At 51.0% G+C, this 19,426-nt stretch carries 19 protein-coding genes; 15 read left to right on the top strand and 4 right to left on the bottom strand.

The annotated features are described in order from the left end of the window. Positions 1 to 343 precede the first annotated feature (343 nt). The 5 genes from NYE24_RS04720 to NYE24_RS04700 all read left to right on the top strand — a co-directional run bounded on the left by NYE24_RS04720 (position 344) and on the right by NYE24_RS04700 (position 5,916). Positions 344 to 2,890, top strand: a complete 2,547-nt coding sequence (locus NYE24_RS04720; protein ID WP_342478190.1) for a diguanylate cyclase — start codon at positions 344 to 346, stop codon at positions 2,888 to 2,890. A gap of 367 nt (positions 2,891 to 3,257) precedes the next feature. Continuing rightward, on the top strand, positions 3,258 to 3,938 hold the full coding sequence (locus NYE24_RS04715) for a succinylglutamate desuccinylase/aspartoacylase family protein (protein WP_342478189.1): 681 nt from the start codon (positions 3,258 to 3,260) through the stop codon (positions 3,936 to 3,938). A 100-nt stretch (positions 3,939 to 4,038) separates the two neighbouring features. Next, positions 4,039 to 4,419, top strand: coding sequence for a GntR family transcriptional regulator (locus NYE24_RS04710; RefSeq protein WP_036695325.1), 381 nt, complete (start codon positions 4,039 to 4,041; stop codon positions 4,417 to 4,419). Further along, positions 4,416 to 5,285, top strand: a complete 870-nt coding sequence (locus NYE24_RS04705) for an ABC transporter ATP-binding protein (protein ID WP_036695324.1) — start codon at positions 4,416 to 4,418, stop codon at positions 5,283 to 5,285. Before NYE24_RS04710 ends, NYE24_RS04705 begins: the two co-directional genes overlap by 4 nt. Next, positions 5,278 to 5,916, top strand: coding sequence for an ABC-2 transporter permease (locus tag NYE24_RS04700; RefSeq protein WP_342478188.1), 639 nt, complete (start codon positions 5,278 to 5,280; stop codon positions 5,914 to 5,916). The genes NYE24_RS04705 and NYE24_RS04700 overlap by 8 nt, the downstream gene beginning before the upstream one ends. A gap of 97 nt (positions 5,917 to 6,013) precedes the next feature. On the opposite strand, the gene NYE24_RS04695 is transcribed toward NYE24_RS04700, so the two are convergent. Then, positions 6,014 to 6,376 (bottom strand): ribosomal protein L7/L12, encoded by a 363-nt coding sequence (locus NYE24_RS04695; protein ID WP_342478187.1) that lies wholly within the window; start codon positions 6,374 to 6,376, stop codon positions 6,014 to 6,016. Positions 6,377 to 6,550: 174 nt separating this feature from the next. Between NYE24_RS04695 and NYE24_RS04690 the strand changes: the two genes are divergently transcribed. After that, on the top strand, positions 6,551 to 7,504 hold the full coding sequence (locus tag NYE24_RS04690; RefSeq protein WP_342478186.1) for an NADP-dependent oxidoreductase: 954 nt from the start codon (positions 6,551 to 6,553) through the stop codon (positions 7,502 to 7,504). Here the strand turns inward: NYE24_RS04690 and NYE24_RS04685 are convergent. Then, positions 7,501 to 8,103, bottom strand: coding sequence for a TetR/AcrR family transcriptional regulator C-terminal domain-containing protein (locus tag NYE24_RS04685; protein WP_342478185.1), 603 nt, complete (start codon positions 8,101 to 8,103; stop codon positions 7,501 to 7,503). The genes NYE24_RS04690 and NYE24_RS04685 overlap by 4 nt on opposite strands. Positions 8,104 to 8,257: 154 nt before the next feature. Between NYE24_RS04685 and NYE24_RS04680 the strand changes: the two genes are divergently transcribed. The 3 genes from NYE24_RS04680 (at position 8,258) to NYE24_RS04670 (ending at position 9,675) form a co-directional block, all read left to right on the top strand. Further along, positions 8,258 to 8,452, top strand: a complete 195-nt coding sequence (locus NYE24_RS04680) for a hypothetical protein (RefSeq protein WP_036695321.1) — start codon at positions 8,258 to 8,260, stop codon at positions 8,450 to 8,452. A 292-nt stretch (positions 8,453 to 8,744) separates the two neighbouring features. Beyond that, positions 8,745 to 9,311, top strand: a complete 567-nt coding sequence (locus tag NYE24_RS04675) for a GNAT family N-acetyltransferase (protein ID WP_342478184.1) — start codon at positions 8,745 to 8,747, stop codon at positions 9,309 to 9,311. Continuing rightward, on the top strand, positions 9,301 to 9,675 hold the full coding sequence (locus NYE24_RS04670; RefSeq protein WP_342478183.1) for a DUF1905 domain-containing protein: 375 nt from the start codon (positions 9,301 to 9,303) through the stop codon (positions 9,673 to 9,675). The genes NYE24_RS04675 and NYE24_RS04670 overlap by 11 nt, the downstream gene beginning before the upstream one ends. A 41-nt stretch (positions 9,676 to 9,716) precedes the next feature. On the opposite strand, the gene NYE24_RS04665 is transcribed toward NYE24_RS04670, so the two are convergent. Further along, the gene (locus tag NYE24_RS04665; RefSeq protein WP_342478182.1) at positions 9,717 to 10,496 is read right to left on the bottom strand and encodes an AraC family transcriptional regulator; all 780 of its coding nucleotides are present in this window, start codon (positions 10,494 to 10,496) and stop codon (positions 9,717 to 9,719) included. A 135-nt stretch (positions 10,497 to 10,631) separates the two neighbouring features. On the opposite strand from NYE24_RS04665, the gene NYE24_RS04660 reads away from it, so the two are divergent. Both NYE24_RS04660 and NYE24_RS04655 read left to right on the top strand, forming a co-directional pair. After that, positions 10,632 to 12,422, top strand: a complete 1,791-nt coding sequence (locus NYE24_RS04660; protein WP_342478181.1) for a sugar-binding domain-containing protein — start codon at positions 10,632 to 10,634, stop codon at positions 12,420 to 12,422. Positions 12,423 to 12,546: 124 nt separating this feature from the next. Continuing rightward, on the top strand, positions 12,547 to 13,020 hold the full coding sequence (locus NYE24_RS04655; RefSeq protein ID WP_036695317.1) for a C40 family peptidase: 474 nt from the start codon (positions 12,547 to 12,549) through the stop codon (positions 13,018 to 13,020). Positions 13,021 to 13,104: 84 nt separating this feature from the next. Here NYE24_RS04655 and NYE24_RS04650 read toward each other — a convergent pair whose 3' ends face one another. Continuing rightward, entirely contained in the window at positions 13,105 to 13,935 is an 831-nt protein-coding gene (locus NYE24_RS04650) for a MerR family transcriptional regulator (RefSeq protein WP_036695316.1), read from the bottom strand. A gap of 109 nt (positions 13,936 to 14,044) precedes the next feature. On the opposite strand from NYE24_RS04650, the gene NYE24_RS04645 reads away from it, so the two are divergent. From NYE24_RS04645 to NYE24_RS04630, 4 genes are all read left to right on the top strand, one after another. Then, on the top strand, positions 14,045 to 15,787 hold the full coding sequence (locus NYE24_RS04645; protein ID WP_076157976.1) for an ABC transporter ATP-binding protein: 1,743 nt from the start codon (positions 14,045 to 14,047) through the stop codon (positions 15,785 to 15,787). After that, entirely contained in the window at positions 15,774 to 17,591 is a 1,818-nt protein-coding gene (locus NYE24_RS04640) for an ABC transporter ATP-binding protein (protein WP_342478180.1), read from the top strand. Before NYE24_RS04645 ends, NYE24_RS04640 begins: the two co-directional genes overlap by 14 nt. Positions 17,592 to 17,809: 218 nt before the next feature. Then, positions 17,810 to 18,598, top strand: a complete 789-nt coding sequence (locus tag NYE24_RS04635; RefSeq protein WP_342478179.1) for a diaminopimelate epimerase — start codon at positions 17,810 to 17,812, stop codon at positions 18,596 to 18,598. Positions 18,599 to 18,628: 30 nt separating this feature from the next. Beyond that, complete coding sequence (locus tag NYE24_RS04630; RefSeq protein ID WP_342478178.1) at positions 18,629 to 19,423, top strand: SAM-dependent methyltransferase; 795 nt, start codon at positions 18,629 to 18,631, stop codon at positions 19,421 to 19,423. Positions 19,424 to 19,426 lie beyond the last annotated feature (3 nt).

The following is a 19,426-nucleotide window of genomic DNA, read 5'->3' as shown; positions in this document are numbered from 1 at the left end:
GCGCAGATATTAAGGTGCGAATGAAACCGTCTGAAGCACATAACGGATGATGAAGAAGGCGATGATCATTATCGAGAAGGCGCTTAGCAGAAAAGAAACAATCTCCCTCCCAGAACGTTTAGTTCGCCGCATTATGGTCACCTCGAAGTATAGGAATGGATTAGCCGTCAAAGGTTATGCTTGATCTATCCATATTATACATAATTATTCCAAGACTGTAATGGAAGCCAAAACAGGCTGTGGAGACCAAACTTATGTTTGTTATTGCTGCCCAAAGTAAGATAGAATGAACCTACGCCATAACAGCTTAGAAATCATTTACTTCAATGGAGGCTTTACACATATGTCGGATTTTAAAACAGAGCATGAGAATCAGCCGCTGAACCGCACCCTGCTGAACGAAGCAGGATTGGACCCTAAGGAACCCGTAGATCTTAATAACTGCGAGAAGGAGCCGATCCATATTCCCGGGCTTATTCAGCCGCATGGCGTATTGCTGGCCGTAACTCAGGACACAGCCCATAAAATTGTCCAGGCCAGTCTGAATACGGATACGTTACTAGGAAAAGATTCCGAAGCCCTGTTAGGCACGCCTATGGCTGACCTGGTAGGCCCGGATCAGCTGGAGATGCTGCTTACACGCAGCGTGAATGCGAAAGAAACTGCTGATTTGCAATATATTGTAATACAGATTGAAGTCGCGGGTGAGCCGCAGGACTTCTTCTGCATCCTTCACGAAAGTGAAGGGTTGATGATCGTTGAACTGGAGCCTGCCTCTATCGATCAGAGCGACAGCACCAACGACTTCGACTGGATTCGCACCTTCTTCGGACGGCTGAAGCATGCGGCGAACCGGCTGGAAGCCAGCCAGGCCGCCGCAGAGCAGGTGAAGGAGATGCTTGGCTATGACCGGGTCATGATCTACGAGTTCGATGAGCAGTGGAACGGCAAGGTGATTGCCGAAGCCCGGGAAGCGGGGCTGGAGCCGTTCCTGGGCCATCATTATCCCGCCTCTGACATTCCGAAGCAGGCGCGTGAGCTGTATCTGCGCAACTGGCTGCGGACGATCGTGGATGTGAACTATGTTCCGGTTCCAATCACCCCGGTGCTGCAGCCGCTTACCGGTAAGCCCTTGAACCTCAGCTTGTCCATCCTCCGTAGTGTGTCTCCGCTCCATATCGAGTATTTGCAGAATATGGGGGTAGGCGCAACAACCACCATCTCGCTGATCAATAATAACAAGCTCTGGGGACTCATCACCTGTCATCACTATTCCCCCAAGTATGTCCCGCACCGTATCCGTAATCTGTGTAATTTCCTCGGGGCCTTCTTCTCTAGTGAACTGTACCAGCGTCAACAACTCGACAACTATCAGACGGAGCTCGAACTGCGGACCAAGGCGATGAGAATTGTCGATATTTTCACAAGTAACGTCAGCTCTTCCCGGATGATTGAACAGCTCGGCGATGAAGAACAGACACTGCTGGGTATGATGGAGGCTTCCGGTGCAGCCGTATGTTATCAGGACAAGCTGATGCTGTTCGGAGCCACGCCTTCCCAGGAGCAGGTGCGGGAGCTTGCCGGTTGGCTGGCAGGGAAGTCGAAGGATTACACCTACTGCACCTCCAGGCTCAGTCTGGAATATGAATCAGCCAAAGCTTACAAGAACAAGGCCTCTGGTTCCATCTATCTCGCCCTCACTCCAGGACATCAGAATTACATGATTTGGTTCAGGCCTGAGGTGGTGGAGATTGTGGACTGGGCCGGAGATCCGGCTAAGGCTGTCATTCAGGAGAATGACGGACAACGCCTGTCTCCCCGCAAATCCTTTGAGAAATGGCGGCAGGTGGTTCAGTCCACCTCACTTCCGTGGAGAGAGCAGCATCTTAACATTCTGCCGCAGCTCAAATCTATTCTGCGCGGACAGACCGAGAACCAGCTGCGTCAGGCGGAAGAGCAGGCCCTGCAGAACGCCCGCAGTCTGCGTCATAATGAACAGCGGTATCTGCAGTTGATGGATCTGTCTCCGGTAGCCTTCTTCATGATTACCGATGATGTGATTGCTTACTGCAATAACCGTGCAGTGGAGCTGATGGGTGAAGAGAAGGGCAAATCGCTGATCGGGCAGCCGTTCCTGAACTATGTGCAGGAGTCCTACCGGCCAGCCCTGAAGCAGCACTTCTCAGACCTGAGCCAGAATGTAACCCAGTTCGTATCTGATCAGGGCCAATTCCTGAGCGGAGACGGGCAACCGCTGGAGGTAAGCTTGAGTCTGGCTTCGGTTATTCATGGCGGCAGACCGTCCATTATGGCAGTGCTTAACACCGGAACAGGTACAGAGGCGAAGGGCGAAGCCTATGTCGATGCGGCCAACCAGATGCAAAGCTATCTGACCACGGATTCCCTGACCGATCTGCCGAACCGGCAGGCGCTTGAGCATGAGCTGGATCAGCGCTTGGAGGATACACTGAATACCCGGGAACCTTTGCTGCTGCTGTCGATTGATATCGATGATTTTCATGCTTACAATGCTGTACACGGGCTGAAAGGCGGCGATCTCTGTATTCAATCGGTAGCGGATGTGCTGAATATTATCAGCATAACGCACGGCACCTTCGTGGCCCGCTTCAGCGGGGCGAACTTCATCCTTACGATGGTGGGGGCGTCGACCTCCCAGGCAGAGCAATTAGCCGAATCCGTCCGTCAAGGCATCTCTGATCTGCAGATTCCCCGTGATCGGTTTGAAGAGGAAGGTGTGGTCACTGTAAGCATAGGCGGCCTGTTGAAGGTACCGGTTCCCTCTGACCGTCCGTCTGACTTCATTGCCAAGGCGGAAAAGGCTCTCTATGAGGCGAAGTCTGCCGGGAAGAACCAGGTCGCATTTTATTAAAATATAAGAATTTATATGTTTCACACGATAACTTACCCTTCTATTTCTCGCTGAAACGGTACCATCCTTTAAAAGGACTACGAAGCCGTTTCTACTTGACACCCGCTAGTACTATGGTGCATCCAGAGAAGAAGCCGGATGAGTCCATATTGGACTTGTCCGGCTTTTTTTGGGGGGGCCCCGCAAGGTACCTGAGCTATCACCTACGCTAAAGCTCCACTTTGTGGGGTTATTTTGCTGTCCTATTCGTCCAATCCTCCGCAGGTAATCCGCATACATTACATTACAGAGTAACCGTTGGTAATGTCCAGAATCTTGTATACCATCATCCACATGATCCACATCATCCAGAGCGAGGTGAACCACAGTGTCTGTAGAGAAGCATACGCTGGCGGCAGGAACGCCCTATGCCACACCTTATTATGTCATTAGCAGCGGTGTACCCGGACCTGTATTCATGATAATCTCCGGTGTTCACGGCAATGAGCCGGCGAGCAGCCGCGCAGCGCAGGGCATTGCCAGCCGGCTCAGCCGGGGTAATCTGATGCTGCGCTCAGGGAAGCTGCTTATCGTCCCGCTGGTGAACCAAATCGCACGGCGCAAGGGGATTCGCGGGAATCCTGACTTGAACCGTACCTTCCCGCGAGGACAAGGTGCCCCGGCCCGTCATCCGTTGTCGGCAGCCGTATGGCAGCTTGCCTTGCGCTACCGTCCCTCGTGGGTACTGGATCTGCATGAGGCAAACGGGCTGTCTGAGCTGAATCCGAAGCGGGTCGGCCAGACTCTGATCATCAGCCCGGTCAGCCGGGCGCATGGATTGGCGAAGCAAATTGTGATGCGGATGAATCAGACGATCACGAATAGAGCTTACCGCTTCAACATACGGCATAGGGAGCGTGCAGGGACTTCCCGGATGGCCTTCCAGCGTCTGCTCGGCGCCCGGGCGGTGACCGTAGAGACCTGCTGGAGCCTGGATTATGCCTTAAGAGTAAGGCTGCAGAGCGAGATCGTCTGTCACTTCCTGCGGTCTCAGGGGATGATTGGCTAATTAAGGGGATGACACTAAAGGATTGACACAACTGCGCATAGTGTATATATTAAATATATACACTAAATACATAATACACAAAGGAAGCTGATGCTGCTGCATGAATATCGTGATATCAAGTACATCTGGCGAACCGATCTACGCCCAGATTGTGGGACAGGTCCGCCAGATGATTCTCCAAGGCGAGCTGGTCTCGGGTACGCCGCTGCCATCGATCCGCTTACTGGCGAAAGAGCTGCAGATTAGCGTCATTACCACGAAGCGGGCTTATGAGGAGCTGGAGCGGGAGGGGCTGATCAACTCGATTGTCGGCAAGGGATCTTTTGTCTCCGGGGCCGATCAGGAATATATCCGGGAACAGCGGCTGCGGATGGTGGAGGGCAAGCTGAAGGAAATTATTGACGAGAGCAGACAGCTAGGCATGGAATACGCTGAACTCGCGGAGATGCTTAAGCTGCTCTATGAGGAGGAACAGGAATGAGTAATGTAATTGAGCTGGACCATGTGACCAAGCGCTACGACCGTTTTGAGCTGCGGGATATTTCGCTACCTATCAAGGAGGGCTACATTACCGGGCTGATCGGCCCGAATGGTGCAGGTAAGACCTCAATGATCAAGTTGATGATGGGGTTAATTTACCCGGACCAAGGCAACATTCTGATGTTCGGCCAGAACAACCAGCAGGACCTGGCGGCTATTAAGGCGCGTATCGGTTACGTCTCGGATGAGAATATCTATTATGAGCACTTGACCGTTAAGCAGATGAAGAGTATCATCGCCCCGTTCTATCCCGGGTGGAATAATGATACATATGTGAAGTTTCAGGAGCTGTTCAAGCTTCCGCCGGGTAAGAAGATCAAGGATCTGTCCAAGGGGATGAAGATCAAATTCTCCCTCGCTATCGCCCTGTCCCATGGTGCCGATCTGCTGATTATGGATGAGCCGACCTCGGGACTTGATCCGATTTTTCGCCGGGAGATGCTGGAGCTGCTCAGTGAGCATATCCAGGATGAGCACAAGTCGATTCTGTTCTCGACCCACAACACTACCGATCTGGACCGGATTGCCGACTATATTGCATTCATTAACGAAGGACGGATTATTTTCAATGAGATGAAGGAGAGTCTGGGCGAACGCTATCTGCTGGTCAAAGGCGGGAAGGAACTGCTGGACCGGGATGTCCGGCGGTGGTTCGTGGGGCTGCGGGAGAACGGGCTGGGCTTCGAAGGGCTGATCAGCAACCGTGCGGAAGGGGAACGTTATTTCAGGGACACCGCAATCTGCGAGACACCTACACTGGAAGAGATTATGTACTATACGGTAAAAGGAAGTGAAGCACATGTATAACTCCATAGCTCTGATCCGTAAAGACTTCATGCTTACCCGGAAGTTTATCCTCCTGCTGATTCCCTATTATCTGATAATGGGTTATATGAACGCTGAATCCTATACGGTGTTCTCGCTGTTTCCGGCTATGCTGCTGCTCATTAACTCCTGTACCATCGATATGCAGCATAACAATCAGAAGTTTCTGGTTACGCTCCCGGTCCCGAGACAGCGGCTGATTCAGGCTAAATATATGACGCTGATTCCATTCTCCTTGTTCAGCCTGACCTGTACGATTCTGCTGTATCTGGTTGCTTTTACGATGGGCAAGCTGGATGAACCGCTGCGCTGGAGAGAGCTGGGAATAGCTACTGCCGCGTTCCCTTTATTGGCCTCATTTTATCTGCCGCTGTATTACTGGCTGGGACAAAAAGGGATGCAGATCGTCAACTTCATCTTTATAATGGTGATCATGCTGAATTTCACGGCAATTACCAGCTTGTCTAAACGGTTTCCGGCACTTGCCGAATGGATTAGCACTGGCAGATTGGATGATGTCTTGCTTGTTGCCATCAGCGTCCTGGCCTATCTCGTGATTATCTATGCTTCTTATTTAGTCTCTTTGCGGATTTATATGCACAAAGATATCTAGCTACATTGCCGGTATAAGCTTCATCACAAGAATGACCTCAGCTTCCACACTCCAGTGGCAGTCTGAGGTCATTCTTGATTATTCATACATAATACACCTAGCGGAAGTTTCCGCCTTGTTCCAGGTTATCTACGAAGTCCTTGGCTTCCTTCAGGCCCAGATTCCGCGCTTCGCGCATGACCTTGACCGCCTGGATCTTCTTGCCTTCGGCCATCAGCAGGCGGATTCTCCGCTCCAGGTCCGGTGCCAGCTCCGGGTTCTGCACGAACAGGGGAGCCGGGATGTCAGTAGCTCTACTGCTCGCTGGGGGAGAGTACATTCCGCCGTAAGCATCTCTTTGCGCTAACCGGGACTCAAGCTCGTTCACACGTCTCTTCAGACTGAACACACTGAGCATAAGCAGTAGCGCCAGCACCAGAGCCAGAATGGCGATGAGATCGATCGTATCCATATGTTCCATAGGCATTGCTCCTTCCCTAATTATCTACTACCCGCCAGAGCGAAGAATGAACACTTCAGGCCTGATTGTTGATTGTATCCCCCTGGGCGGGAGCCTACAATGAGTTACAGGAACAGTACACTTATTGCTTCAACGGTACGCGGATTCCCAATTCATCTATAGGAGTGATCGGAAATGAACGAAGCTAGACATATGAAGGCGATTCGGATACATCAATTTGGAGGGCTAGAAGAGCTAAGGTATGAAGATGCACAGGTCCCCTCTCCAGCAGCGGACGAGATTCTGATTAAGGTGGCAGGGACAGCGTTCAATGCAGCAGATGTCAAAATCCGCAAGGGCTACCTGCAAGCCGTTTTCCCGCATGAATTCCCGTACATTCCTAACATTGAGGTGTCGGGTACGGTGGAGGCAGCAGGAGCAGAGGTTACGGACTTTCAGCCGGGGGACAGAGTCTATGCTGCGCTCGATATGTCCCGTGACGGCGCTGCCGCAGAGTATGTGGTCACCAAAGCGCAGTATGTTGCGCTGGCGCCAGTCTCCCTGGAGTTATCCGATGCTGCCGCGCTGCCGATTGGCGTCTTGACCGCATGGCAGGGGTTATTCGATCATGGCAACCTGCCGCAGGGTGGGCGGGTGCTGATTGCCGGAGCCGCTGGCGGGGTAGGCAGCTATGCAGTGCAATTCGCCAAGCAGCATGGAGCGTATGTCATAGGGACATCCTCTGCGGCCAGTATGCCAAAGCTTCGGGAGCTGGGGATTGACGAGATTATTGATTACACCAAGGATAGCGTCACGGACAAGCTGAAGGACAAGGTGGATCTGATCCTCAATCTGTCCCCTGAGAATACCGAGGTGCTCAACACATGGCTGCCGCTGCTAAAAGAGGGAGGAGCGCTGATCTCGGCGGTGAATCCTGCGGACGAAGAGCTGGCAGCGCAGCTTGGCGTTAAGGCACATCAGCTGTTTGCACGAGAGGATCGTACGCTGCTGACACGGGTTGCAGAGCTGGTGGATGCAGGCAAGCTGAAGCTGTGGATTACTGAGCGTCTGCCGCTGGCCGAGCTGGCTGCCTCCCATGCTATGAGCGAGGCAAGTAAGCTCCGTGGTAAGGTATTGATTACAATTTAAGCCTTAGCGATCAGAGTCGACTGCATAAATAAGACCTCATTATAGATCACCGCCAGCTCCTTCGGAGTATAAGGCATCCCGCTGTGCAGCCATTCTTCCGTAATTCCCAGAAAAATAGACGCGGAATGCGCAGCGAGATACTCTGGAGGAACCCCCGGGTGGTCGGCAAATACGCCATTCATCTCCAGCTTCCGGTAGAAGCTGCGCTTAATAACGTCCTTGAATTGTCCCGGAAATGCCGCCCCCCCTTTAGCCCCTAGAAATAAGCGGATTCGCCCGCCATGCTGCTGCAGATACTCAAGGATATGCACCAGGGGCGGATAGGGCAAGCCCTTCAGATAATGCTCGGACATCTCTTCACGTACGATTTTGACAACCATCACCTGCTCCAGACCTGTCAGTATTTCCCGCTGAAGCTGCTCCAGCAGATCGTATTTATCCGTAAAATGCAGATAGAACGTTCCCCTGTTAATATGTGTTCTAAGCGCCAGCTGGCGTACGCTCACCTTGTGAAATCCTTCCTGCTCCATGAGCTGGAGGAAAGTATCCTCGATTAAAGCCCGGGTTCCCGCTGACATCCTCTCATGTATATCGCCCATACTGTGTTCGCCTCTTCCGTTAACTGCTGAAACTCTATCTTTTTAAAATAGGATATTTCCAACCAAAATTCAAATGTAAGCTCTGCCAAAGTCTTTCGGGTTACCATAAATGAGATTAAATGGTGTATAATTGGGGGAAAGGGAGGCGATTCTTATGACTGAATTCTCTAATGGCGGTGGACCCCCTATCTATTCGAATGACCCCGGCGGGCACAAAGCCAACCATGACGTCAATGAACAGAAGCTTCATCGTGAAGGGCCTTTGGGATTATGGCGGCAGATCTCTGATATGGTTATTGCGGTGGGTGTAATTGCTTTGATTATTGTTGTGATCATGTGGATTTCTTAACCGAATAGATTGAACTTATGTTTTTTCTGCTATGGGACTGCCGTGACTCCAGAGAATGTTTGGCCCTCCGGCCGCTGTTGTATTTGGATTTCCTTGGTTACAACCGCTTCTCGCGGTAGAAATCCAAATACAGCCTATGCTTACGATGCGAGCTTTCCTGCGGAAAGCTTTCAGGCGTACGCTATCGCTCCTACAGTTCCAAATTTCCCCTCCACTTCTTTTGCTTTTTTGTTAACTTCTTAATTGCATCTTACATAACAACTCCAAATGAATTGATAGGGAGAGAAGTTAAATGATATATCACCGGGCCGAACGGGCGATTGAAACTGAACGGTTACTGCTGCGCCTATTCAAACCAACGGATGCAACAGATGTCAGCTATCATTGTAACAATTACAATATATACAAGAGTACTTTGACCCTTCCGTATCCTTATCCAATAGAGTGTGCGGTGGACTGGATCGCGAATCATGAACAGAACTTTGACCTGGACAAGATGTATGACTTCGCAATCACTGACAAGGCAGACGGCCAGCTATATGGAGCGATTGGGTTATCTAATCAACCGCCCCATCATAACGGTGAAATCGGGTATTGGATTGGCGAAGCCCATTGGGGGCACGGTTACGGAACAGAGGCTGCCAGGGCGGTTATTGAATTTGCTTTTGCAGAGAAGAAGTATCACAAGGTCTATGCACGGCATTTCGCTTCCAATCCGGCTTCAGGAAGAATTATGCAGAAATGCGGAATGACCTATGAAGGTACACTGAAAGATCAAGTACATAAGATTCATGCCTATGAGGATTTGGTGTATTACGGAATTGTGAATACGGAGGAGGCTTCGCCTAATGGTCTATGAATTCGAAGGTGAGATTAAGCTGCTGGAAGGTAAAATGAAATGGAAGGTCGTGTATTTTCCGTATTCCGTCCAAGAGGCATTCCATACTAATAGCAGAATACCTGTACATATCGACGTAGGCGGGCATGAGTTCGAGCATACGCTGTTGCCGTCCAGGAACGGGCATTATTTTGTGTACAATGAGTTCATCCGGAGGGCGGTCCGTAAAGAGCTGGGCGACATGCTGCATGTCACACTCACACAGAGCGTGGAACCCCGTGCAATTGTTGTACCCGCATACATTAAGGAGGTTCTTGAAGAACATCAGATGCTCAGCACATTCCTGGATCAGCCCGATTACCTGAAGCGGGAACAAATTAATTAAGCCTCTAACTCCGATAACTCCGAGCCACTCTTCCTTCGCCATCAGCCCTTCCCCCGATATTCACTCGGCGTTTGGCCGGTGAACTTCTTGAACTGCCGCATGAAATGGACATCATTCTCATAACCGCAACCCGCAGAGATCTGGCTGACGGTATACGTGGTGTTCTTCAGTAAATAGGAGGCATGGCCCACACGATTAAGGATGATGTCGCTGACGGCCGGAATGCCGAAGATTTGCTTATAGATCTGCTGAAAATAGGACGGGCTCATGTTCATCCGCTCCGCCAGCTGTTCGACAGAATACCAGGTGGAGGGGGAGCTGAGCACTTCATTTCTCAGGTTCAGGAACTCATCATAGTATTTGCTGACCGGCTGGCTGGCCTCCACGTGATGGCGCATATCGCTAAGCTTCATGAACAGGCAACGAACAATGGAGTCGATGATCTCCAGGCGGAAGCTGCCGTTCTGCAGATTCTCCCAGTGCAGCTCATTCACTTTTCTGGTGATATAGAGCGGGTCATGGGCCTTCATTAAGGTGTCCAGCGGCAGCTTCAAGCGGTCAAACCAAGCATCCGCCCCCTCCAGCTCAAAATGGAACCAGTCATGCACCAGCGGCAGCTCAGCGTCTCTGTAGAAGTAATGGCTATCTCTGTTATAGATGATGTAAGTATTCGGTTCAGCATACACGCTCCGCGTCTGAAGCCTCAGCTCCATCTTGCTCCGAAAGAATACGAAGACATAATCGCCGGAGCCTTCCGGGCGGTCAATTGTCATGCCCTCCGGATGAATTACATTCGAACCGCACCGTTTTAGGATGAACATATACATTTCCGCCTTTTTGAAGGATAGATCAGTCAATAGATAGGATAAATCATTTTCTTTCCCGGGACAAGGGAGTACTCTGTGGTAGTGAATATGGAGAATACTTCAGTAACGAGAGAGAGGGTTAATTCTAAGATGACTGGAACAACGACGAAAGCAGCGACGAAATTCTATACCCTGGGCTACCCGAGACCCCAATTTGTCCGCAGCCAGTGGCTGGATTTGAACGGAGAATGGGACTTTAGCTTCGATGATGACAATGCAGGCGTTGCGGCGCGCTGGATGGACCATTTTCCGGCCACACATACCATTAACGTTCCATTCACCTGCGAGACAGCGGCCAGCGGCATCGGTGAGGAGACCTTTCACCCCCGGATCTGGTACCGCAAGCATCTGGTTCTGTCCCATGCGCTAGAAGGGAAGCAGACGGTGCTGCATTTTGAAGGCGTGGATTATAAAGCGGTCTGCTGGGTGAACGGCGGGTACGCAGGAGAGCATGAGGGGGCGTATGCGCGGTTCTCCTTCGATATTACCGATCTGCTCAGTCAGGATGGCATGAACGAGATTGTGCTGATGGTGACCGACAGCGACAGCTGTCTACAGCCCCGGGGGAAGCAGCGCTGGGCGGGCCGAAACCATGATTCGTTCTATGTTCAGACCACCGGTATCTGGAAAAGCGTCTGGCTGGAGCATGTCCACGCTACCCGGCTGGATTCCGTGAAAATGACACCCGACATTAACCGCCAAATGCTCCGGCTGGATTACCGTGTACACGGCCTGACAGAAGCCCGGAATCTCAGGCTGGAGACCGAAATTACGTATCAAGGGGAGCGGGTAAATAAGCTTAGCCTGTCGGTGGACAGAGCATGGATGACGGTGGAAGTCAGCATGATGGAAGGCATTAACGGGCCTTGGCTGCAGAACCTGTGGTCACCGGGGAACCCGAACCTTTTTGACATCGAATTCGTGCTGTATGCGGGTGAGCAGGAGCTTGACCGGGTTGGCTCGTATGCCGGCATGCGCAGCATCTCAATCAAGGGCAGCCAGATCCTGCTGAACAACATCCCTCTGTATCAAAGACTGATCCTGGATCAGGGCTACTGGACCGACAGCCATCTGACTCCGCCGTCTGAAGAAGCGCTGATTCAAGATATTGAGGCAATTCTGGAGATGGGCTACAACGGTTTGCGTAAACATATGAAGGTGGAGGACGCCCGGTTCCTGTACTGGTGCGATGTCAAAGGCCTACTGGTCTGGTCAGAGATGGCGGCTGCTTACGAATATAACGACGAGGCGCTGGAGCGTTTCACCAACGAATGGCTGGAGGTCGTGCAGCAGCAGTATAACCATCCGTGCATTATCACCTGGGTGCCTTTTAACGAATCGTGGGGAGTGCAGAATATCCTTCATGACGTCCGGCAGCAGACATTCACGGAAGGGATCTATCATTTGACCAAATCTATTGATCCTTATCGCCCGGTGATTACGAATGACGGCTGGGAGCATACCGTGTCTGACATTCTGACGCTGCATGATTATGTGGAGCGGGGTGAAGCGCTATATGCAACTTACAAGGATAAAGACTCTATTACCGGCAGCAGCGGCACGTATAACGAATGGAAGTTTGCTTTTGCAGAAGGGTATAGCTATAAGGGGCAGCCGGTCATCATCAGCGAGTATGGGGGGATTGCCTTCCAGAGTGAGGACGGCTGGGGGTATGGCCATCAGGTGGATGGCGAGGAAGCTTTTCTGGAGCGGTTCGGCAGCTTAACCCGTGCGATTCAGGCCATTCCATTCATCTCCGGGTACTGTTATACGCAGGTTACGGACGTTCAGGATGAGGTCAACGGGTTAATGACTGCGGAGCGCGAGCCGAAGGTTCCACTTGCGCGGATACGCGAGATTAACCTGCGCCTGGGAATGTAAACTCTTTCAAAAAACACCGAAGGGGTTGACGAACGGAGAATATTACACTATCATTCATAATAGTTACAAAAAATTAATAACTGTCAGGCAGCATTAGCCGGCAAGAAAGGAGACTGAGTTCTTTTTGAAAAAAGGAATCGTGTGGCTACTGAGTATTGTACTATTGCTATCGTTTGGATCTGAAAAAGCATCTGCGGATGACAGCACCAGGCTTGACCAAGAGGTTAATGATGTTATGGGAACTCCATATAAATGGGGGGGCACCAAGGCATCTGAAGGGTTTGACTGTTCCGGATTTATAATATACATATTTGGCAAGTTCAACTTAGATCTTCCGAGAACATCCAAGTCGCAGGCAAGTGCAGGCGAATATGTAGCCAAGTCCGATTTACGTCCGGGAGATCTTGTCTTTTTCGACACCGGAGGCAACGGCATCTCGCATGCAGGCATCTATGTGGGCGACAACAAATTTGCACATTCCTCCAGCAATAACGGAGTGTCCATCACCAAGCTGTCTTCGAGCTACTACAAGGATAGATACGTAACCGCCAGAAGAACCATTTCGGAGAGCACGTATCAGAAGATGACTGGCAATTAATTCGATCACTAATCCTTATATTATAAACAAACGGCGACGTTGCCCTGGAATCTACCGGGGCGGGTCGCCGTTTTTGGTAGGGGTTTATGACTTGGCTGGCTCCTCGATATGCACCATCACCCGCACCAGATAGTCCTCAGGATGCTTCATAACGATCTCATCCAGCAGGAATTCCTCGTAAGCATCTCCTTTAATAACATAATGATTCTTGTCCATGTAATCAAAAATCTGCGGATAAATTTTCTCGCTATCCTCATAATCAGCCCGGGTGTAAGACACAAGATAGTAGCCTTCCGGCATATATTCTTGTTCGTGATGCTCTGTTGTGATGAAGCAGAACATATAGGAGATCATATCCCCGTCCCTCCTTAGCAGATCCTCTTTACAGATAATCGCTCCACCCGGATATCCGGCAGGTGCATGTTCGAGATGCAGACGTTCCTGGTAATCATCCCACAGCTCCTCGTTTAATTCCCGCCTCGAGTCATGGACACGGCGGCTTCGCAGAATCGGCTTGCGGGCCTGGTGGATGACAGATATCCGGCTGGTGTCCACATTCAGAGAGTGATCGATATTATCCGCGCGCTGGAGGATCATCTGTCTAGCCTGTGTGAGCTTCGCAATCTGTAGCTTCACAATCTCCTCCTGCTTCCGCAGCAGCTCCAGGGTGCTTGACGGAGAACGGTGCTCCAGATACTCCCGGATATCCTCCAGAGACATGCCCAGCTCCTTGAAGAGATAAATGACACCAATGGTATCCAACTGGGTGCGGATGTAGTACCGGTAGCCGTTGTCAGCCACGAAGGCAGGCTTAAATAAGCCGATCTGATCATAGAAAATGAGCGTTTTGCGCGGAACACGGGACAGCTTGGAAAAGGCGCTAATAGACATCAAATCATTCTTAGGTTTAGCCATCTTCATCTCCTTCTAAATGACGGGTTGACTGTATAGTTACTATACAGTTTATAATAACCTCTGTTCTTACGGTTAATCAACTTGTTCGTTACAAAGAAGGAGAATGCTTATGATCAGGAAGTTACTGCAAAGTGTGCGGGAGTATAAGAAGGATACATGGTTGACTCCTATATTCTTGCTTGGAGAGGTTGCCATGGAGGTGCTGATTCCCTTGCTCATGGCTGAGTTAATTGACCAGGGCATTACCGGGGGGCAGATGAACCAGATCGTGAAGTATGGTCTGATTCTTATCCTGTTCGCTCTGGTCTCCCTGGTATTCGGCGCACTTGCCGGTAAACATTCAGCCACCGCAATGTCCGGCTTCGGGCGAAATCTGCGGGAAGACCTGTTCCGTCATGTGCAGCGGCTGTCTTTTTCCAATATGGATAAATTTTCGACCTCAGGCATCGTCACCCGGCTGACTACAGATATCACGCATGTGCAGAATGCATTTCTGATGATTATACGGATTGCGTTCCGCAGCCCGGTGATGATTATATTTGCCACGATTATGACCTACCGGGTCAGTCCAACTATTGCTACCTGGTTCATCGTCGTTGTTCCGGTGCTTGCGGCAGGGATGATGCTCATCTTGAAGTATGCCTTTCCGGTCTTTGAACGGGCCTTCGACAGCTATGATTCGCTCAATAAGGTCGTTCAGGAGAATGTCCGCGGCATTCGGGTGGTCAAGTCTTATGTGCGGGAGGAGCATGAGATCTCCAAGTTCCAGGCAGTGTCGCTGAGGATCTTCGCACAGATGGCCAAAGCCGAACGCATCCTCGCCTATGAGCTGCCGCTTATGCAGGTGATTCTGTATGGGGTGATGCTAATCATCTCCTGGGTAGGAGCCAAGCTGGTGGTGGGCGGCAATATGACAACCGGAGAACTGACCAGTGTGTTCGCTTACTCCATGCAAATTCTGATGAGCCTGATGACGCTGGGGATCGTTGTAGTAATGGTTGCTATTGCCCGCGCGTCTGCCGGACGTATTCATGACCTGCTGGATGAACAGCCGGACATCACAAGTCCGGGTTCCCCGGTCACTGAACTGCATACAGGCGAGGTGGAGTTCCGCAACGTGTCCTTCCGTTACTCCAGTAAGGCCAAGAAGGATGCATTATCCGGGATCAACCTGCATATTCGCCCGGGACAGACGATTGGCATGATCGGCGGGTCGGGCAGTGCCAAGTCTACATTGGTGCAGCTCATTCCGCGTCTCTATGATGTTACCGAAGGTGAAGTACTCGTTAGCGGAACGAATGTGAAGGACTATGATCTGCATGTGCTGCGGAGTCAGGTCGCTATGGTGCTCCAGAAAAATGTACTGTTCGGCGGCTCCATCAAGGACAATCTGCGCTGGGGGAATGAAGCAGCTACCGACGAAGAGCTGATCGACGCCTGCAAGGCCGCACAAGCCCATGAGTTCATCACGTCCTTCCCTGACGGATATGATACCCGGCTGGATCAAGGGGGGACGAATGTATCCGGCGGGCAGAAGCAGCGGTTATGTATTGCCAGAGCTCTACTGAAGAAGCCCAAAATCCTGATTCTGGATGATTCGACCAGTGCAGTGGATACACGTACAGATGCATTAATCCGAACTGTATTCAAGGAGAGTATTCCGGATACGACCAAGATCATCATTGCCCAGCGCATCGCGTCTGTGGAAGATGCAGATCAGATTATTGTGCTGGATGACGGGGAGCTGGCGGATATCGGGACGCATCAGGAGCTTTTGAGCCGGAGTACGATCTATCAGGAAGCTTACAACACACAGACGAAGGGAGAGGAAGCACAGCATGAACAACATTAATTATGGCAGAACGATTAAGCGGCTCCTGGCCTACTTCAAGCTCTTCAAGTTCAGAACCTCACTGGCCCTTCTGCTGGTGCTGGTAAGTTCTGCGGTATTTGTAGCTTCCGCTACGTTCCTGAGACTGCTCATCGATGACTTCATCACACCGCTGCTGGGCGATCAGCATCCGGTATTTGACGCTTTGTTCCAGGCACTGGCCATTCTGGCTGTCATTTATGCCGCCGGTGTCATCAGCACATTTATCTCCAAGCGGCTGATGATTACGGTCTCACAGCTCATTATGAAAAGAATCCGTGACCATCTGTTCGCTCATATGCAGAAGCTGCCGATTAAGTACTTCGACCGCAAGGAGCACGGTGACATCATGAGTCACTACACGAATGACGTAGATACACTGAATATGATGCTCACAGACGGCTTGCCGCAATTGCTGTCTACGGTTGTGACGGTCATAGTGGTGCTGGGTACGATGCTGTATTTGGATGTCCCGCTGACGATTGTAGTGGTATTAGGCGCATTGGTGATGATATGGATTACCAAGAAGGTAGGTGGAAAAGCAACACACCACTTTTTCCGGCAGCAGGAATCTATCGGCGCACTGGACGGATATATCGAAGAAATGATTCACGGGCAAAAGGTAGTGCAGGTATTCGGCCGTGAAGAGCGATCCATCGAGCAGTTCGCACAGCTGAATCATCAGTTGTTCGAGAATTCCACGACAGCCAACAAGTATTCTAATATTCTGATGCCGGTGAATGCTAATCTGGCTACCTTAATCTATGTGCTGGTGGCAATAGCGGGTGGGGCCATGTCGATATCCGGCTGGAATGAAGGCTTGACGCTGGGAAGTATTACGGCGTTTCTGAGCCTGTCCCGTAACTTCACGATGCCGATTGCTGAAATCTCCTCCCAGATCAATATGTTCGTGGTGGCGCTTGCGGGCGCACAGCGGATTTTCAACCTGATGGATGAACAGCCGGAAGAGGACGAGGGACGCGTGACCCTGGAGCAAGACCCGCAAGGCACCGGATGGGCATGGAGGCTGGAGGATGGTTCCACAGTGCCGCTTGCCGGGAAGGTGGAGTTCAAGGATGTCTGCTTCACGTATGACGGGAAGAAGCAGGTGCTGCAGGAGATTACTTTATATGCAAAGCCTGGGCAGAAGCTTGCTTTTGTAGGCGCTACAGGTGCCGGAAAAACGACCGTGGCCAACCTGCTGAACCGTTTCTACGATATCACGCAAGGCGAGATCATCTATGACGGCATCAATATACAGCGTATCCGCAAAGCGGACCTGCGCCGGTCCCTTGGTATCGTTCTGCAAGACACGCATCTGTTCTCCGGCACGGTGGCCGATAATATCCGCTATGGACGGCTGGAGGCCACTGACGAGGAGGTTATGCAGGCCGCCAAGCTGTCTTATGCCGCGAGCTTCATCGAACGCTTGCCGGACGGATACCAGACTCAGCTGGACGGGAACGGGAATGGGCTGTCACAGGGCCAAAGCCAGCTGTTGGCGATTGCCAGGTCAGCCATTGCCAATCCTCCGGTGATGATTCTCGATGAAGCGACCTCATCCATTGATACCCGGACGGAAGCGCTGGTACAGAAGGGGATGGATAATCTAATGGATCACAGAACCGTGTTCGTCATCGCCCACCGCCTGTCCACCGTAAGGAATTCCGATGCCATCATGGTGATGGACATGGGGCGGATTAAGGAGCGGGGGGATCACGGGGAGTTGATTTCAGAGAAGGGGATATATTATCAGTTGTATACGGGAGCTTTTGAGTGGGATTGATGCAGGGGCGTTCTGACAAGGGAGTCTGCCGATGGGCAGGCTCTTTTTGCTGCTTCTAATAATTCTCAGAGACTGAACAAAAATGTGTTGACCAGACTAGGCAGGTTGGTTATAATTTACATTGATAATCGTAATCATTACAAATAAAATTCAAAACTGCAAGGGTGTGAGCGATGCGCAGAGAAATCTCCTTTGTTAAAGTAAGCCCTACTCAAAACATGACGATCTTGGTTAAGAGCAGCCATGAGGAAGATGAATACGCTCCGATCGCGGTAAGAATGATGTCTTACGACAACGTAAATGCCGAGCAGGTGGGGTTCATTCAGAAGAAATCCCGTCCGGATGCAGATGCTTCGCTCCAAATGGCCGGCGGCGAGTTTTGCGGAAATGCCTGTATGGCCTTGGCTGTACTGATGGCGAACCAGCAGGACCTTCACCCCTCCGGCTGCCAATCTATCACACTGGAGGCTTCAGGCACAGATCAACTGGTTGATTGCGTGGTGACGAGAACAGCAGAGAGTTACCTGTGTCAGGCCAGGATGCCCATCCCGCTGAAGCTGGAAACCAAGGTATTCAAGTATAGCGGCAATGAATATTTGGTGGGTCTGATCCAGTACTCCGATTTCCTTCATGTGGTAGTCGAGGTCCGTCAGTTTACGAACCCGTTCAAAAGAATGGCTCATAGCTTAGCCAAGCTGCTTGAAATTACATCGTCCAATCAGCTGATTGGCATCCTGCTGTTTAAGCCAAGCTCAAGCGAGCTTCTGCCGCTGATTTATATCCCAGCGCTGGATAGTATGATCTGGGAGAGAGGCTGCGGTTCAGGGACCTCTTCTCTTGGTGCCTATATGGCTTGGAAGAACAAGTCCTCCTTCGAAGGGGCCATTCAGCAGCCCGGAGGTATCATCAGTGTATCGGCACAGCTGGAGCAAGAACAACTTGTCGGCTTAAGTATTTCAGGCCATGTCAACATCGTGGCGGAAGGAACAGCCTATATCGACCTGTAATCATTGTAGAAGAGAAGGGGAGGTTTGAACATGCTTCTAACTACACTCTATGGATTTGCAGCCAGGTTCCGGAGAATCGCTGATGCGTATGATGGTACTTCCGCTGAAAGTCTGGAGCTCACGAAGATCATAGACGACTACACCGGATTCATTATGAATCCCCGCCATCAGGAAATCTGGGCAGAGATAGAACAACAAGATTCCAAGGAGGTGACGCAGCTAACAGCAGAATTAAGAGAAGTATCGGCACGGTGTGTTGCCATCATGGAGAAGTGTCGTGCCCTACTCGTCTTGAACGGCGTGGAAGAGCGAAACGGATATTTCACTAATATTGAATCCAGCATTGAGCGTGAATTCGGCAGCTTTCAGGTGGAATCCACATCCAGGGTAGTGATGGTTGGCTCGGGAGCTTTCCCGATGACGCCCATGCTGATAGGCAGGCGTACGAATGCCGAAGTTCTGGGAATAGACATTGACAAGGAAGCTGTGCAATTGAGCAATGAAGTGCTGAAGAAGATAGGGAATCATTCGCCATTACGTCTTTTAACAGGGGAAGTTATTCAGTTCAAGGCTGAGTTGAAGCAAGCGACACACATCATATTCAGCTCCACTGTGGCGGAGAAGTACGATCTGCTGGACCGGTTGTATGCATTAACCAGCGGGCAAGTGGTAGTAGCTATTAGGTATGGTAACCACCTAAAGTCACTGTTTAATTACCCGATGGAAGCTGTGGATGAGACCAAGTGGAAGCTATCTGAACAAATTCTGTGTCCTGATCAGGTCTTTGATGTCGCGCTATATTGCAAGGCTCAGCCAACATTGTAAGAG

Origin of the sequence: Paenibacillus sp. FSL H7-0350 (assembly GCF_038593195.1) — a bacterium.
GTDB lineage: Bacteria > Bacillota > Bacilli > Paenibacillales > Paenibacillaceae > Paenibacillus_AQ.
This window is presented reverse-complemented; position numbering and strand designations above follow the sequence as displayed.